Raw genomic sequence first — 13,929 nt, 5'->3', positions numbered from 1 at the left:
GGCGGCCAAGGCGGGCTGGGGCGGCAAGCTGCCTGCGGGGCGCGGACGCGGCGTGTCGCTGCAGTTCGTGTTCGGCAGCTACCTTGCGCAGATTGCCGAGGTCGAGGTCGCCAAGGACGGTTCGGTCCGCGTCCATCGCGTGGTCTGCGCGATGGATTGCGGGACCGTCGTCAATCCCGACACGGTGCAGGCGCAGCTGCAGAGCGGCATCAATTTCGGCGTCACCGCCGCGCTCTACGGCGAGATCACGCTGAAGGACGGTCGCGTCGAGCAGACCAATTTCGATAGCTACCAGATGCTGCGCATCGATCAGGCCCCGGCCATCGAGGTCCATATCGTACCGAGCACCGAGCCGCCCGGCGGCATGGGCGAGACCGGGACCTCGGGAATCGTGCCTGCGATCAGCAATGCGATCTTCGCGGCGACGGGAAAACGGCTGCGCAAGATGCCGGTCGATCCGGCGGTGTTGAAGCAGGCGTGAGGCGGCAGCGGCACCACTGGCGCGATCGTGAAGTCGCACGGATTTGCAGGTTCCGCTGATCCGTGCGACAAGCGGGCATGCATGTGAGGCGGCTCGTCAATCTCTGGATTCTGCTGTTCGTCGCGGCCGGGCTGTTGCTCGCGCCCGTGGCGCCGGCGTTTGCCCGGATGATGCCCGATGCATCGGCCGCCACGATGCAGGCGATGTCTGACCATCAGGCCATGTCGGACCACGCAATGTCCGGCCACGCAATGTCCGACATGGCCATGTCCGACGAAGCCATGTCGGGGCAGGCGATGGCGGACAACATGCCGTGCTGTCCGGACCAGACCAAGAGCAAGGGTTGCGACGATTGTCCGTTCCTTGCGCTGTGCATCCTCAGCGTCTCGCTGCCGGCGCCCGGCGGCGCGATGTCGCTGATCGCGCGCGAGCCGTCGCAAAACGTCTTTGCGGCGGGCGACGACCGTCTGCTCGACGGACTCGGCGCCAAGCCTCCGGATCATCCGCCTCGAACCAACGTCTGACAGGCGCTGAAAGCGCCTGATCGCTGACGCGCGCGTCCGATAGCGCGCGTGTCGCTGCATGCCGCTCACGCGGTTCATCAGACGTATCGAGGAATCATACCCATGAAGTCTTTCCACCTCGCGCGCGCCGCTGTGGCCGCGTTGATCGGCGTTGCCCTGACCCATGTGCCCGCCCACGCCGAGATCAAGAACTACGAATTCCAGCTGGTGCAGCCGACCGTCAAGGCCGGGGCCGATCGTATCGTCACGGTTCGGCTGGTCGACAAGAGCACCGGAAAATCCGTCTCCGACGCGGTCATCTTCTCGACCCGGCTCGACATGGCGCCCGACGGCATGCAGGAGATGGCCACCAAGGTGACGCCGATGCCGGGCACCGAGCCCGGCACCTACCGGTTCAAGGCGACCTTCGGCATGGCCGGCCGCTGGCAATTGTCGCTCGGCGCCAAGGTGCAGGGCGAGACCGGCTCGGTCGAGAACAAGCTCGTCGTCACGGCCGAGCAATGAGCCGCCGAGCAACGAGGCCCTTGATATGGGCTGGCGCTGCTGCTGCGATCGCGGCAGCGGCAGCCGTCGCATGGACCGCCCGCGGTTTGCCGCCGCGCCCCTCGACCGCTGCCATCGTCTCTGCCGTGCAGGCGGCGGAGACGACTGCGCCGATCTATTACCGCGATCCCGACGGCAAGCCGCTCTACTCGGCGACGCCGAAGCAGACGGCCGACGGGCGCGACTATCTGCCGGTGTTCCCGGACAGCGATGCGCAATCCGGCGAGCCCGAACAGCCGGCGAACGCGAAGTCCGCGGCCGCGAAGAGCGAGCGCAAGGTCAAATATTATCGCAATCCGATGGGGCTTGCCGACACCTCGCCGGTGCCGAAGAAGGACTCGATGGGGATGGATTACATTCCCGTCTATGACGGCGACGACAGCGACGATGGTTCGATCACGCTGTCACCCGGCAAGATCCAGCGCAGCGGCGTGAAGTCCGAAGCCGCGCAGATGCGCCGCATCCGCACCCTGGTCCGCGCGCCCGGCACGATCCAGCTTGACGAACGCCGCGTCTCCGTCATCGCGATGCGCGCCGAGAGCTATGTGCAGAAGGTCGCCGACGTCACGACCGGCAGCCGGGTGACAAAAGGGCAGCCGCTGATGGAGGTCTATAGCCCGGCGATATCGTCCGCCGCGGCCGAATATGTCGCGACCATCACGTCGAAGGCGACCGCGGGTATCGAGCCCTACGGGCGAGGCTCCAAGCAGCGGCTGACCAATCTCGACGTTCCCGATGCCGTCATTGCCGACATGGAGAAGAGCCGCACCGTTCCGATCGCCATTCCGTGGTCGTCGCCGCGCGACGGCATCGTGCTGCAACGGGCCGCGATCGAGGGCATGCGCGCGCAGCCGGGCGACGTGCTGTTCCGGATCGCCGATGTCTCTGTGGTGTGGGCGCTGGTCGATGTCGCCGAACGCGACCTCGGCAATATCGTGGTCGGGCAAACGGTCACGGTGCGGGCGCGCAGCTATCCCGGCCGCAATTTTGCGGGCCAGATCAGCGTGATCTATCCGCACGTCAACAAGGAGACGCGCACCGCGCGGGTGCGGATCGACCTGGCGAATGCCGATCTCGCGCTGTTGCCCGACATGTATGTCGACGCCGAGATCGACACCGGCAGCGCGGCGCCGGTGCTGTCAGTGGCCGACAACTCCATCCTCGATACCGGCAGCCGACAGACAGTGCTGCTCGACCGCGGCAACGGACGGTTCGAGCCGCGCGAGGTGAAACTCGGACGGCGCGGCGACGGCTATGTCGAAATCCGCGACGGCATCGCCGAGGGCGATGCGATCGTTACCTCAGCCACTTTCCTGATCGACGCCGAGAGCAATCTAAAGGCGGCGATCAAGGGCTTTGCCGAGGCCGGCGCGAAGCCGGCGGCGGGCGAGGGCGCGATGATGGATGGAGGCAAGCCATGATTGCCCGCGTCATCGCCTGGTCGGCACGCAATCTGCTGCTGGTGCTGTTCGGCACCGGCTTCGCGGCGGCAGCAGGTCTCTATGCGTTGTTGCACCTGCCACTGGACGCGATCCCCGATCTCTCGGACACCCAGGTCATCGTCTACACCGAGTATCCAGGGCAGGCGCCGCAGGTGATCGAGGACCAGGTCACCTATCCCTTGACCACGGCGATGCTGACGGTGCCGAAGTCGAAGGTCGTGCGCGGCTTCTCGTTCTTCGGCGTGTCCTTCGTCTATGTCATCTTCGAGGACGGCACCGACATCTACTGGGCGCGCTCGCGTGTGCTCGAATTCCTCAACAGCGCGGCGTCGCGGCTGCCGGCCGGCGTGTCGCCGACCATCGGTCCCGACGCGACCGGCGTCGGCTGGGTCTACCAATATGCCGTGATGTCGAAGCAGCTCAATCTCGCCGACACCAGAACGATCCAGGACTGGAATCTGAAATTCGCGCTGGCCAAGGCCGAAGGCGTCGCCGAGGTCGCAAGCGTCGGCGGCTTCGTCAAGCAATACAATGTGATCCTCGATCCGCAACGGATGCGCGACCGCGGCGTCACCATGCAGCGGATGCGCGATGCGATCCGCGCCAGCAATGCCGATGTCGGCGGCCGCACCGTCGAGCTCTCCGAATTCGAATACGTCATCCGCGGCAAGGGCTATCTGAAAGACATCAACGACCTCGGCAATGTCGTGCTGAAGACCGACAACGGCACGCCGGTGCTGCTGCGCGACGTTGCCCGCGTCGAGCTCGGCCCCGATGAGCGGCGCGGCATCGCCGAGCTGAACGGCGAGGGTGAGGTGGCCAGTGGCATCGTGCTGCAGCGCTTCGGCATGAATGCGCTCGACGTGATCGAGAACGTCAAGAAGCGGTTCAGGGAGATCGCGACCAGCCTGCCGAAATCGGTCGAGATCGTGCCGGTCTATGACCGGTCCAACCTGATCTATGCGGCGATCGAGACGCTGAAGCGCACGCTGTTCGAGGAGAGCGTGGTGGTCGCGCTGGTCTGCATTGTGTTCCTGCTGCATGTGCGCAGCGCGCTGGTAGCGATCCTGATGCTGCCGGTCGGCGTGCTGATGGCGTTCGGCGCGATGAAGTTTTTCGGGATCGGCTCCAACATCATGAGCCTCGGCGGCATCGCGATCGCGATCGGCGCCATGATCGATGCGGCGATCGTGATGATCGAGAACGCGCACAAGCACCTGGAGCGCGCCGAGCCCGGCCGGTCGCGGGTCGCGATCCTGATCGAGGCTGCGGCCGAAGTGGGGCCGGCGCTGTTCTTCAGCCTGCTGATCATCACCGTGTCGTTCATGCCGATCTTCACGCTGGAATCGCAGGAGGGGCGGCTGTTCTCGCCGCTCGCCTTCACCAAGACGTTTGCGATGGCGGCGGCGGCGCTGCTGTCGGTGACGCTGGTGCCGGCGCTGATGGTGATCTTCGTGCGCGGCAGGATCATTCCCGAGCACAAGAACCCGATCAACCGCTTGCTAATCTGGATCTACCGTCCGGTCATCAACGGCGTGTTGCGGGCCAAGACGCTGGTGATCCTGCTGGCGCTCGCCGCGCTCGCCGTGACGGTCTGGCCGGCGCGGCAGCTCGGCACCGAGTTCATGCCCGATCTCAACGAGGGCACGCTGCTCTATATGCCGACCACGCTGCCGGGCATCTCGGTGACCAAGGCATCCGAGCTGATGCAGACCCAGAACCGCATCATCAAGAGCTTTCCGGAGGTCGCCTCGGTCTATGGCAAGGCCGGCCGCGCCGCCACCGCGACCGATCCGGCGCCGTCGGAGATGTTCGAGACCGTCGTCAACCTCAGGCCGAAGCAGGAATGGCGCAAGGGCGTCACCCTCGACGGCCTGATCGCCGAGATGGACAAGGCGCTGCAATTCCCCGGCGTCTCCAACGCCTGGACGATGCCGATCAAGGCGCGCATCGACATGCTGTCGACCGGCATCCGCACCCCTGTCGGTGTCAAGGTGATCGGCCCCGATCTTGGCACGATCGACAAGCTCGCGCGCCAGGTCGAGCAGGTGCTCAAGACCGTGCCGGGAACGTCGTCGGCCTATGCCGAGCGCGGCCTCGGCGGCTACTATCTCGAGATCATCCCGAACCGCGAGGCGCTGGCGCGTTACGGCATCGCGGTGCAGGACGTGCAGGACACGATCGCCACCGCGCTCGGCGGTCAGAGCGTGACCACGACGGTCGAGGGGCGGCAGCGCTTCACCGTCAACATGCGCTATCCGCGCGATTTGCGCGACAATCCCAGCGCGATCGCCGGCGACATCCTGGTGGCGATGCCGGCAGGCGGCGCGGTGCCGCTCGGCGAGGTCGCCAATGTCGTGCCGGCGCGCGGCCCGAGCTCGATCCGGACCGAGAACGGGCAGCTTGCGACCTACATCTATGTCGACATCCGCGAGCGCGATCTCGGCGGCTACGTCGCCGACGCACAGCGCGCGGTACAGGCCGCCGTCCAGTTTCCGCCCGGCACTTATCTGGTGTGGAGCGGGCAATACGAATATCTCGAACGCGCCGCCGCGCGGCTCAGGATCGTGGTGCCGGTGACGCTCTCGATCATCTTCCTGTTGCTCTACCTCAACTTCCGCTCGGTGGCGGAGACCATGATCGTGATGCTGTCGCTGCCGTTCGCGCTGGTCGGCGGGCTCTGGCTGATGTGGGCGCTCGGCTTCAACCTGTCGGTTGCGGTCGCGGTCGGCTTCATCGCGCTGGCCGGCGTCGCCGCCGAAACCGGCGTCGTGATGCTGATCTATCTCAACCACGCGCTGGAGGAGGCGAAAGCGCGCTGTGCCGCCGAACGGCGAACGCTCGGCCGCGACGATCTGCATCGCGCGATCATCGCGGGCGCGGTCGAGCGCGTCCGGCCGAAGATGATGACGGTGGTCGCGATCATGGCCGCCCTGCTGCCGATCATGTGGAGCACCGGCACCGGCTCCGAGATCATGCAGCGCATCGCAGTGCCGATGATCGGCGGCATGATCTCCTCGACCTTGCTGACGCTGATCGTGATCCCCGCGATCTTCGCCATCGTGAAGGGCATCGAGATCAGGGCGAAGGTGTCGGAACGAGAGATTGCTGCAACCGCCGCCTGCCAGCAGCCGCAGTTGTGACCGGGACAACGCATTTCTTGAAATGGAGAATCCAATGAAGAGTTTCACCAGAACCTGCATCGCGCTCGTTGCGCTGTCGGCCGCGGCTGGGCCGTCACGCGCGCACGACAAGCACGGTCACGAAACCTATTCGGCGGGCGAGCCCGGCGATCCCAGCAAGCCGTCGCGCACCGTCGAGGTCGAGATGAAGGAGATGGAGTTCACGCCGTTCCGCATCGAGGTCAAGCGCGGCGAACAGATCCGCTTCGTGATCAGGAATGCCGGCACCGAGGATCATGAATTCCTGCTCGCGACCACCGCAGAGAATTTGAAGCATGCAGAGGTGATGAAGAAGCATCCGCATATGGAGCATGACGATCCGAACGGCGTCCGTCTCGCGCCGAAGAAGAGCGCCGAGATCGTCTGGAAGTTCACCAAGCCCGGAACGTTCGAATATTCCTGCATGATCCCCGATCACCGCGACTACGGGATGACCGGCCGCGTCATCGTGAAATGAAATCAACAATGAACGAAAGGACAACGACGATGAATGGGATCACCAGAACGGCAGGCGCGGTCACGCTCGCCTTGGCGCTGACATTTGGCGCGGCGTTCGCGCAGGCCGCTGATATCAATGGCGAGGTCAAGAAGATCGACGAGGGCGCGGGCAAGATCACGCTCAAGCATGGCCCGGCCAAGAGCCTCGGCATGGAGGAGCCGATGACGATGGTCTACCGGGTCAAGGATCCCGCGCTGCTCAAGCAGGTGAAGGTCGGTGACAAGGTCAGGTTCGAAGCCCAGGAGGGCGACGGCGGCTACACCGTCACGGCGATCCAGAAGGCGAAGTGAGACGATGACCGGCGTCGCGGCGCGCGCGATGCCGGTCGATCGCACCGCATGGTCAGGTGCTCATTGGCCGCCGCATGCGGCATCGCCGCAGCATTTTCCGTCCGCCCGGACCGGAGGGCAGGGCACCGAGCCGTAGGAGCAGAACACGCAGCAATCGCCGGCCTTCGGCTTGAGGCGGGTGCCGCAGCCCGCGCAGTCGTAGAAGAACTGGCAGGCGTCGGTCGGCATGGTCTCGGCCTTGGCGAAGCCGCAAGCCGGGCAGGTCAGGGTGGAGACGAGTTGCATGTTGCCTTCGTAAGCTCTGCGCCTTGCGACCACAAGGACGAGGAAGGCCGCCGGCGAAAGCGGCCGCCTTCGATGATGTTAACTCTACCGCATCGGCGATCGGCGGCATTGGAACGCGATCGGCTCTGGCGCGTTGCTGTGCATCATTCGTGTGCAGAAGGCCCCCTCCATGACAGTCAACGCGGCAATACTGATGGTGGCATTGGCGCTGTCGGGAACCGTGTTGGCGCAGAGCTCCGGCCCGTCGGCCGGCTCGGCGGGAGCCGGGCAAGCCGCCAATGTGACCACCACCGGCCAGGCGCTGAACACCAGCAAGAAGACCGGCGACAGCGGCTCGCCGATCGAGAAGGCTGTGCGTCCGGCAAAGCCTGGAGAAGACGGCAACACGGTCGGCGCGAGCCGTCCGCAAAAGCCCGACCGGCGCCTCGAGCACTACCCGTAATAGGCCAAGGCTCGTTGGCTCCACTCATTCTACGGCGCAGCAAAAAGCCGGCGCAGTCGTTACGACCACGCCGGCTCATGTTGGACGGCAGGCCCGCTCAGTAAACCAGGCCAGTGCCCGGGGGCTTCTCCAGCGCCGCGGCGAGCGAGCGATATTCATCGCTGTTGGTGCCGGCGAGCTGGGCGATGCGGTTCAGATGGTACTGCGCCTGATCGCGGTTGCCCTGCTCGACCTGCCAGAGGCCGTAATACTGCCAGGTGCGCACATGGGCCGGATCTGCCTTCAGCGCGCGCTCGTACCAGATCTGCGAAACCCTGTAGTCGCCGAGCTTGCGATAGGAGTAGCCGATCAAATTGGCGACGTCGGCGCGGTCGTCCTGGCCGAGCGCCTTCAGCTGCTCGATCGCGGCGGTATAGTCGTGCTTGTCGTAGATCGTGGCATAGGCGGCGTGGTAGCCGGCCAGGAACTTCTGATCGTCGATCGCGGAGCTCTTGTCCTTCTTCGCCTTCTTGCCCTTGCTGCCGCTGTCGGACGCCGGCGGCGAGGGATTGTCGCCACCTGCGGCGTAGGCCGAGATGACCGGCCCGGCGGCGAGCGTCATCGAGAGCACTGCGAGGCCTAGAAACTTCGTCGTCTTGCTCATTCCTGGTTGCTCCTGATCGTTCCTGATCGTGCTCGGTAATCCTACACCCAAGCCTGCTGACTTGAACACCCAAGGGTGCAGAACATTCCCGGCCGATCCCACGATTGCGTGAGGCCTGCGAGGGCGGGCAACAAGGGCGGGCAACATGACCAAGATGTCATTCACATGAATGAATTCCGTCCATGTCCTTCAGAACGGGTTCAGTGCGCGGCCCCTAAGGTCACGTGCATTGATCGGTGAGGCCGACCATCCGGCCGGAGACCTCTCGATCCCGAAGAGGAGGACCACCATGTTGAAGACGATTTCCGCCGCGCTGCTCGCCATGTCCGTGATCGCAGCGCCCGCGCTCGCCGCCGAAACCGGCAAGACCGCAACCCCCGCGCCGGCGACCACCACCGCTCCGGCGACGACTGCCCCGGCGACCAAGGCCGCCCCCGTCATCAAGAGCGAGCAGGTCCCGTCGAAGGTGCGCAATGCCAACGCCAAGATGCACCACAAGCACTATGGCCATCACCGCCACCACAAGCACATGGGCATGCTGAAGGTGAAGGCGCCGAAGCACGCGACCAAGCACGTTCACGCCAAGGTCGCGACCAAGCACGTCGTGCCGGCCAAGCGCGGCTGATCGAGCACGGCTGAACTGATCTCGAATCTGATCCTGAGGGCGTAGTTCGCTCCACATTGCCCCGCTGCGCCCTCAGCGACAAAGGCAAAGCCTTTGCGCAGGGATCCAGAACCGGCCCGTCCGTCCATTGCTTCCCCAATGGCGGCGGGCCGGAGTGCGTCCAGGCTTCCGATCGGCGGCTGGCGCGGAAATAACCCAGTTGCGAATTCACTTCCGCCGCCCCCGGCGGTCCAGAGCCCCCGTTCCGATAGGAATCGGAACGGGAGCTTGGATTTTTGTTTTGACGCGTTTTCTTCACGCGAACCGGTAGCCACTTCGCTCGAAAACGCGCTAGTAGACGCGGCCGGGGCAACATGAAACAGCTGACTTTGCGGACTTCATCACAACTGGCGGCGATCCTGCTGCTCTCGATGCCGCTCGCCGGCTGTCTCACCAGCGATGACGGCGGCGGTTCGACCACGTTCACCGACGATCGCGGCGTTGCCAACCAGCCGTTTCCGGACCGCTACCGCGAGCAGATCGTGGCCTTCATGCGGACCTATCTGAACAATCCGGTCGGGGTCCGCGAGGCCGGGATCGCCGAGCCGGTGCAGCGCACGGTCGGCGGCCGGCTGCGCTACGTGGTCTGCCTGCGCTACAGCGCCAAGGATACCGACGGCAATTACCGCCTGGCGCGCGAGCGCGGCGTCATGTTCGTCGACGGCCGGCTCGACCGCATCCTCGACAACGCCGCCGAGCCCTGCGCCGGCGCGTCCTACGCGGCCTTTCCGGATCTGGAAAAAATGTCGCGCTAGGCATGATCCGGAAAAGTGCGAAGCGGTTTTCCCTCGCGACAAACGCGTAGCGTTTGCGCGGAGATCATGCCCACGCCATCGCGCGCGGCGGCTTGTCGCAGCCCTGATCGAAACGTTAGCGAACTCCGATCACTTTTCGGGGAGCGCTGAACTTCACCTTAGCCGTTTGCGACCTACATACAGCCGAAATACGGCTGCTTAACCGGCGAAAAAACCTTCTGTGCCAAGGAACAAACGGGCGGTGTTGCGACCCCGTTACAGCTCGGAAACATCACGGGTCCGGCATTGCCCCAAAGCAACCTAATTGGCGTCACGTTGTTTGGCTTAACAGCGCAGCGTTAGTAACGGGGATCAGAAATGAAGAAGTTTTTGCTCGGCACAGTCGCGCTGGCCGCCCTTGCGGGCCCGGCATTTGCGGCTGACATGCCGGCTCGCACCTATACCAAGGCTCCGCCGCCCTATACCGCACCGGCGCTCGTCTACAACTGGACCGGTTTCTATATCGGCGGCCATGTCGGCGGCGCGTTCACCGACGGCACCAACCTGATGGGCAGCGATGCGCGCTTCATGGGTGGCGTGCAGGGCGGCTTCGACTATCAGTTCGCGCCGAACTGGGTGATGGGCGTCGAGGCGCAGTACTCCTGGCTGCCCAGCTCCTCGAACAACAATGGCGTGCTGCTCCCGGGCGGGACGCTGGTGACCGGGAATACCGACCAGCTCGGCTCAGTGACCGGCCGCCTTGGCTACACCTGGGGTCCGGCGCTGCTCTACGCCAAGGGCGGTTATGCCTGGCGCGACAACAACAACATCACGGCGACGGTCGGTGGCGTGCCGGCGGCCTTCACCACCGATGGCGGCCACAAGGACGGCTACACGGTGGGTGCCGGCCTCGAATACATGTTCGCCCCGAACTGGTCGGCGAAGGCCGAATACCAGTACTACAATTTCGGCAAGTCCAACTTCACCAGCGGCCCGGCCGACCTCGTCGGTACAAGCTTCCGGAACGACGAGCATACCGTCAAGGTCGGGGTCAACTACCGCTTCGGCTGGGGCGGTCCGGTGGGCTCCCGCTACTGATCGCGGTTTCGTTGCAGCGAGATCAAAGGCCGGCCTTCGGGTCGGCCTTTTTTGCTGCCCCACGCCTGCCCATTCAGCCGGTGTTCACGCCTGATCGTGCAATGCAAAAAATAATTCCTGCATTGCACGGAACTTTCATCGTGATCCGTTATTATGCGATCGCCGGGCTGGTGGACAAACAAACATGCGTAGCTTTGCGTTAGGGCTGATCCTCTCTGCGGTCTCCGTGCCGTGCTTTGCCCAGACCATCCTCAAATCCGAACCCTTGGCGCTCGCGCCTTACGAGGTCGTGTTCGTGCAGGACTCGTCCTGCTCGGCCGGCAAGGTGCTCAAGGTGACGGGCGCGATCCGGGGCCTGCATCGGCGGAAGATCTGCGTGTCGCTCGCCGCCGAACAGGCCTCGCTGGCAACCGCGACGCCGTAGGGGGCAACGCGACCATCGCACCAGCACCCGGTTCGCCCATGCGCACCGGGCGATCTGCCATCCGTTAGTTCAGCCGCGGCTCCTGCCGCGCTTCGCGATCGGCATCGGCCTTGTTCTTGACCGGGTCCTCGTTCGGCTCGAGCTGGCAGGGCCGGATCTCGTAGTCATTGTCCAGCACCGGGCGCGGCGAGGCCTTTTTCTCTTCCGAGATGGCATCCACCACCAGCCCGGATTTCCTGGCGAGCTTCCAGACGTCGGCCTCGGTCGGATACGCCTTGCTTAGCTTGGCGTCTTGATAGAACAGCGCGTATGGCATTCGTCGTTTCCCCAATCCCCCGACAACGCCAATGGCCGCCCCGGGTTTCGGGGAAGATCACCTCGTTCCAATCACGGAACCGTGAGCTCGGATATACGGCAAGCATCTGAAAATATGGGTCATTTCGGCCCTTTCGTCGGAGAGCCTTGAGTCCTTAACGGGTCGTAAACTCGGGAAAAAAGAATCCCCGGGACTCTCCGGGTAGAATCGCCGGATGCTCCGACCCATGAGAGCGATCCACCAGTCCCCCTACGAACGCGTGCACCTCGCGCTTGCGGTTGCGCTGCTCGCGGCCTGCGCCGCGAACGTGGCGCTGGTCTGGTCCTGGCTCTAGCTTCTTGTTCACGCGAACCGATTGGCGCGCCCAGCGAAAACGCCGTGGCCGCGCCACGCCTGTAGCGATTGACGGCTCAGCCATTCCTTCCATCATTGCCGGCAGAACAAGTGCCCGCTGCGGTCTGCGCGGACGGGCCGCTCAGCGGGATGGAGCCGATATGATCGAGATGCTGAAGGAACGGGTCAACGGCGACGCCGGCCTGGTGCGGCGCGGCCGCTATCTCACCACGACATTCCTGCTCGAGATCGGCAAGACCGCCTGGCTGATCGCGATCCATGAGGGCCGGATCGTCGCGGTGACCCAGGGGCCGTTCGTGATGCCGTCGTCCTCGTTCGCGCTGCGCACCTCGGACGAGGAGTGGGACAGGTTCTGCGAGCTGAGGCCGCCGCCCGGCTCGAACGACCTGATGGCGCTGATCAAGCGCCGCGTGCTGAAGGCCGAGGGCGAGCTGCAGATCTTCATGGCGAACCTGCGCTACTTCAAGGAAGCGCTCGGCAAGCTGCGCCGCGAGGGAGCCGCCGCATGAGCGCCAAATTCGAGCCGATCATCGGCCGCTACATGCATCTCGAGCTGTCCGGCCGGGCGCACCGCGTCTATGTCGAGGAGGCGGGCGAGGGCACGCCGCTGCTCTGCCTGCACACCGCAGGCGCCGACGGGCGGCAATATCGCGGCCTGATGAACGATCCGCGCGTCACCCGCAACCATCGCGTCATCGCCTTCGACATGCCCTGGCACGGCAAGTCGTCGCCGCCGCAAGGCTGGCACGACGAGGAGTACCAGCTCACCTCGACGCAATACACAGCGATGATCCTCGCCGTGATCGACGCGCTCGAACTCGACAAGCCGATCGTGATCGGCTGCTCGATCGGCGGCCGGATCGCACTGCACCTCGCGCTCGAGCATCCCGAACGCTTCCGCGCCATCATCGGCCTGCAGGCCGGCGCGCATGTCGATCCCTATTACGACCTGAATTTCCTGCACCGGCCCGACGTGCATGGCGGCGAGGTCGCAGCCGCCATCGTCTCCGGCCTCGTTGGGCCCGACGCGCCCGACAGCGAGAGGTGGGAGACGCTGTGGCACTACATGCAGGGCGGGCCCGGCGTGTTCAAGGGCGACCTCTATTTCTACAAGATCGACGGCGACATCCGCGCCCGCGTCGCCGAGATCGACACCAGGCGCTGCCCGCTGTTCCTGCTGTCAGGCGAGTACGATTATTCCTGCACGCCGGCGGAGACGCTGGCGGTGGCGAATAGCATTGCCGGCTGCGAGGCCACCATCATGAAAGGCCTCGGCCATTTCCCGATGAGCGAAAATCCAGGCGAGTTCTTGCAGCATCTGCTGCCGGTGCTGGAGAAGATCGGCGGACGCTAGAGCGCTGGCGCCGCCTGTTCATGGTTTCGACTGCATACCCTGCAAAAAGCGAAGCGGGTTGAGCGGGCCAATCGGGATCAGTTCGAAGCTCATCATATGAGCTTTGCCCAAAGGCAGCTTTTCGAGCATCTCGTGCGCGACGGCCGGATCGGTGACGTTGATGATGAAGGCGACGCCAGGCCTTCCCTGGAGCGAGTACCACTGCTCGATCTTGCCATCGAGGTAGAGCTCGACGGTTTCGCGAACTTCCTCCGGCAGGACAGCGCGCACCTGCGATTGGTCGAAACCGGGATTGATGGTCCCGATCGCGAGAATTTTTGTCGTCGGCGTCGTTTTCATGGCGACTCCCTGCGCGTTTGCGGAATTGAAGCCGACAAGGCAGCCAACAACTGCCAATGCGGCGGCAGAAGCCAATTTCATGTTGTTTCCCCTCTGTGTGTCGCTCAGGCGATCGGGTGAACCCGTTGGCAGCGCATCGCCCGCAAGCCAGCCGGATCAGGCTTGAAGCGCTACGCCGTGATCTTGACAGGTTCGACCGGACAGGCCTGTGCGAGGCCGGAATCCAGCGCGTCCGGCATCGGAAAGCAACGATAATCGTGGCCCTCGACCGCGTGGCGGGATATGACAACTGCGCATCCACGCGTATGGCGTGAA

18 protein-coding genes are annotated in these 13,929 nt (G+C 64.5%); 14 read left to right on the top strand and 4 right to left on the bottom strand.

The features are described 5' to 3' along the window. From AC628_RS13225 to AC628_RS13195, 7 genes are all read left to right on the top strand, one after another. A partial coding sequence (locus tag AC628_RS13225) for a molybdopterin cofactor-binding domain-containing protein (protein WP_143201579.1) occupies positions 1-481 on the top strand: 481 nt, incomplete at its 5' end. A gap of 77 nt (positions 482-558) precedes the next feature. After that, positions 559-1,005 carry a hypothetical protein gene (locus AC628_RS13220; RefSeq protein ID WP_074127245.1) on the top strand — a complete coding sequence of 149 codons (447 nt, stop codon included), beginning with the start codon at positions 559-561 and terminating at the stop codon, positions 1,003-1,005. Positions 1,006-1,107: 102 nt separating this feature from the next. Further along, on the top strand, positions 1,108-1,509 hold the full coding sequence (locus tag AC628_RS13215; RefSeq protein WP_074127244.1) for a FixH family protein: 402 nt from the start codon (positions 1,108-1,110) through the stop codon (positions 1,507-1,509). Beyond that, the gene (locus tag AC628_RS13210) at positions 1,506-2,969 is read left to right on the top strand and encodes an efflux RND transporter periplasmic adaptor subunit (protein WP_074127243.1); all 1,464 of its coding nucleotides are present in this window, start codon (positions 1,506-1,508) and stop codon (positions 2,967-2,969) included. Before AC628_RS13215 ends, AC628_RS13210 begins: the two co-directional genes overlap by 4 nt. After that, entirely contained in the window at positions 2,966-6,133 is a 3,168-nt protein-coding gene (locus AC628_RS13205; RefSeq protein WP_074127242.1) for an efflux RND transporter permease subunit, read from the top strand. Before AC628_RS13210 ends, AC628_RS13205 begins: the two co-directional genes overlap by 4 nt. Positions 6,134-6,167: 34 nt before the next feature. Next, positions 6,168-6,629 carry a cupredoxin domain-containing protein gene (locus AC628_RS13200; protein ID WP_074127241.1) on the top strand — a complete coding sequence of 154 codons (462 nt, stop codon included), beginning with the start codon at positions 6,168-6,170 and terminating at the stop codon, positions 6,627-6,629. A 29-nt stretch (positions 6,630-6,658) separates the two neighbouring features. Next, positions 6,659-6,961: a copper-binding protein gene (locus tag AC628_RS13195; protein ID WP_074127240.1), complete on the top strand. Its 303-nt coding sequence runs from the start codon at positions 6,659-6,661 to the stop codon at positions 6,959-6,961. 60 nt (positions 6,962-7,021) lie between these two features. Here the strand turns inward: AC628_RS13195 and AC628_RS13190 are convergent, their stop codons facing one another. Continuing rightward, the gene (locus AC628_RS13190) at positions 7,022-7,246 is read right to left on the bottom strand and encodes a GDCCVxC domain-containing (seleno)protein (protein ID WP_074127239.1); all 225 of its coding nucleotides are present in this window, start codon (positions 7,244-7,246) and stop codon (positions 7,022-7,024) included. A gap of 169 nt (positions 7,247-7,415) precedes the next feature. On the opposite strand from AC628_RS13190, the gene AC628_RS13185 reads away from it, so the two are divergent. Beyond that, complete coding sequence (locus tag AC628_RS13185; protein ID WP_074127238.1) at positions 7,416-7,688, top strand: hypothetical protein; 273 nt, start codon at positions 7,416-7,418, stop codon at positions 7,686-7,688. A 97-nt stretch (positions 7,689-7,785) separates the two neighbouring features. Here AC628_RS13185 and AC628_RS13180 read toward each other — a convergent pair whose 3' ends face one another. Next, a complete protein-coding gene (locus tag AC628_RS13180; RefSeq protein ID WP_074127237.1) occupies positions 7,786-8,331 on the bottom strand; it encodes a tetratricopeptide repeat protein in 546 nt (181 codons plus the stop codon). 289 nt (positions 8,332-8,620) lie between these two features. Here AC628_RS13180 and AC628_RS13175 point away from each other — a divergent pair, with 289 nt between their 5' ends. The 4 genes from AC628_RS13175 (at position 8,621) to AC628_RS13160 (ending at position 11,251) form a co-directional block, all read left to right on the top strand. Further along, positions 8,621-8,956, top strand: coding sequence for a hypothetical protein (locus tag AC628_RS13175; RefSeq protein WP_074127249.1), 336 nt, complete (start codon positions 8,621-8,623; stop codon positions 8,954-8,956). 353 nt (positions 8,957-9,309) lie between these two features. Then, entirely contained in the window at positions 9,310-9,750 is a 441-nt protein-coding gene (locus AC628_RS13170; protein WP_245321161.1) for a hypothetical protein, read from the top strand. A gap of 357 nt (positions 9,751-10,107) precedes the next feature. Then, complete coding sequence (locus tag AC628_RS13165) at positions 10,108-10,827, top strand: outer membrane protein (protein ID WP_074127236.1); 720 nt, start codon at positions 10,108-10,110, stop codon at positions 10,825-10,827. A gap of 184 nt (positions 10,828-11,011) precedes the next feature. Continuing rightward, complete coding sequence (locus AC628_RS13160) at positions 11,012-11,251, top strand: DUF6719 family protein (RefSeq protein ID WP_074127235.1); 240 nt, start codon at positions 11,012-11,014, stop codon at positions 11,249-11,251. 64 nt (positions 11,252-11,315) lie between these two features. Here AC628_RS13160 and AC628_RS13155 read toward each other — a convergent pair whose 3' ends face one another. After that, positions 11,316-11,567, bottom strand: a complete 252-nt coding sequence (locus AC628_RS13155) for a hypothetical protein (protein WP_074127234.1) — start codon at positions 11,565-11,567, stop codon at positions 11,316-11,318. A gap of 494 nt (positions 11,568-12,061) precedes the next feature. On the opposite strand from AC628_RS13155, the gene AC628_RS13150 reads away from it, so the two are divergent. Both AC628_RS13150 and AC628_RS13145 read left to right on the top strand, forming a co-directional pair. Further along, entirely contained in the window at positions 12,062-12,430 is a 369-nt protein-coding gene (locus AC628_RS13150; RefSeq protein ID WP_074127233.1) for a hypothetical protein, read from the top strand. Beyond that, positions 12,427-13,275, top strand: coding sequence for an alpha/beta fold hydrolase (locus AC628_RS13145; protein WP_074127232.1), 849 nt, complete (start codon positions 12,427-12,429; stop codon positions 13,273-13,275). Before AC628_RS13150 ends, AC628_RS13145 begins: the two co-directional genes overlap by 4 nt. 18 nt (positions 13,276-13,293) lie before the next feature. Here AC628_RS13145 and AC628_RS13140 read toward each other — a convergent pair whose 3' ends face one another. After that, entirely contained in the window at positions 13,294-13,695 is a 402-nt protein-coding gene (locus AC628_RS13140; RefSeq protein WP_074127231.1) for a muconolactone Delta-isomerase family protein, read from the bottom strand. Between the last annotated feature and the right edge of the window lie 234 nt (positions 13,696-13,929).

Source organism: Bradyrhizobium sp. NAS96.2, from assembly GCF_001908235.1.
Taxonomy (GTDB): domain Bacteria; phylum Pseudomonadota; class Alphaproteobacteria; order Rhizobiales; family Xanthobacteraceae; genus Bradyrhizobium.
Note: the sequence above shows the minus strand (reverse complement) of the source record. Positions and strands in the feature narration are given on the sequence as shown.

What these genes read in the sequence shown, in the direction of transcription:
- AC628_RS13175 (WP_074127249.1), top strand. Translation starts at nt 8,621, where the DNA reads ATGTTGAAGACGATTTCCGCCGCGCTGCTCGCCATGTCCGTGATCGCA.
- AC628_RS13155 (WP_074127234.1), bottom strand. Translation starts at nt 11,567, where the DNA reads ATGCCATACGCGCTGTTCTATCAAGACGCCAAGCTAAGCAAGGCGTAT.
- AC628_RS13170 (WP_245321161.1), top strand. Translation starts at nt 9,310, where the DNA reads ATGAAACAGCTGACTTTGCGGACTTCATCACAACTGGCGGCGATCCTG.
- AC628_RS13190 (WP_074127239.1), bottom strand. Translation starts at nt 7,246, where the DNA reads ATGCAACTCGTCTCCACCCTGACCTGCCCGGCTTGCGGCTTCGCCAAG.
- AC628_RS13140 (WP_074127231.1), bottom strand. Translation starts at nt 13,695, where the DNA reads ATGAAATTGGCTTCTGCCGCCGCATTGGCAGTTGTTGGCTGCCTTGTC.
- AC628_RS13180 (WP_074127237.1), bottom strand. Translation starts at nt 8,331, where the DNA reads ATGAGCAAGACGACGAAGTTTCTAGGCCTCGCAGTGCTCTCGATGACG.
- AC628_RS13195 (WP_074127240.1), top strand. Translation starts at nt 6,659, where the DNA reads ATGAATGGGATCACCAGAACGGCAGGCGCGGTCACGCTCGCCTTGGCG.
- AC628_RS13220 (WP_074127245.1), top strand. Translation starts at nt 559, where the DNA reads ATGCATGTGAGGCGGCTCGTCAATCTCTGGATTCTGCTGTTCGTCGCG.
- AC628_RS13215 (WP_074127244.1), top strand. Translation starts at nt 1,108, where the DNA reads ATGAAGTCTTTCCACCTCGCGCGCGCCGCTGTGGCCGCGTTGATCGGC.
- AC628_RS13160 (WP_074127235.1), top strand. Translation starts at nt 11,012, where the DNA reads ATGCGTAGCTTTGCGTTAGGGCTGATCCTCTCTGCGGTCTCCGTGCCG.
- AC628_RS13150 (WP_074127233.1), top strand. Translation starts at nt 12,062, where the DNA reads ATGATCGAGATGCTGAAGGAACGGGTCAACGGCGACGCCGGCCTGGTG.
- AC628_RS13165 (WP_074127236.1), top strand. Translation starts at nt 10,108, where the DNA reads ATGAAGAAGTTTTTGCTCGGCACAGTCGCGCTGGCCGCCCTTGCGGGC.
- AC628_RS13185 (WP_074127238.1), top strand. Translation starts at nt 7,416, where the DNA reads ATGACAGTCAACGCGGCAATACTGATGGTGGCATTGGCGCTGTCGGGA.
- AC628_RS13200 (WP_074127241.1), top strand. Translation starts at nt 6,168, where the DNA reads ATGAAGAGTTTCACCAGAACCTGCATCGCGCTCGTTGCGCTGTCGGCC.
- AC628_RS13210 (WP_074127243.1), top strand. Translation starts at nt 1,506, where the DNA reads ATGAGCCGCCGAGCAACGAGGCCCTTGATATGGGCTGGCGCTGCTGCT.
- AC628_RS13145 (WP_074127232.1), top strand. Translation starts at nt 12,427, where the DNA reads ATGAGCGCCAAATTCGAGCCGATCATCGGCCGCTACATGCATCTCGAG.
- AC628_RS13205 (WP_074127242.1), top strand. Translation starts at nt 2,966, where the DNA reads ATGATTGCCCGCGTCATCGCCTGGTCGGCACGCAATCTGCTGCTGGTG.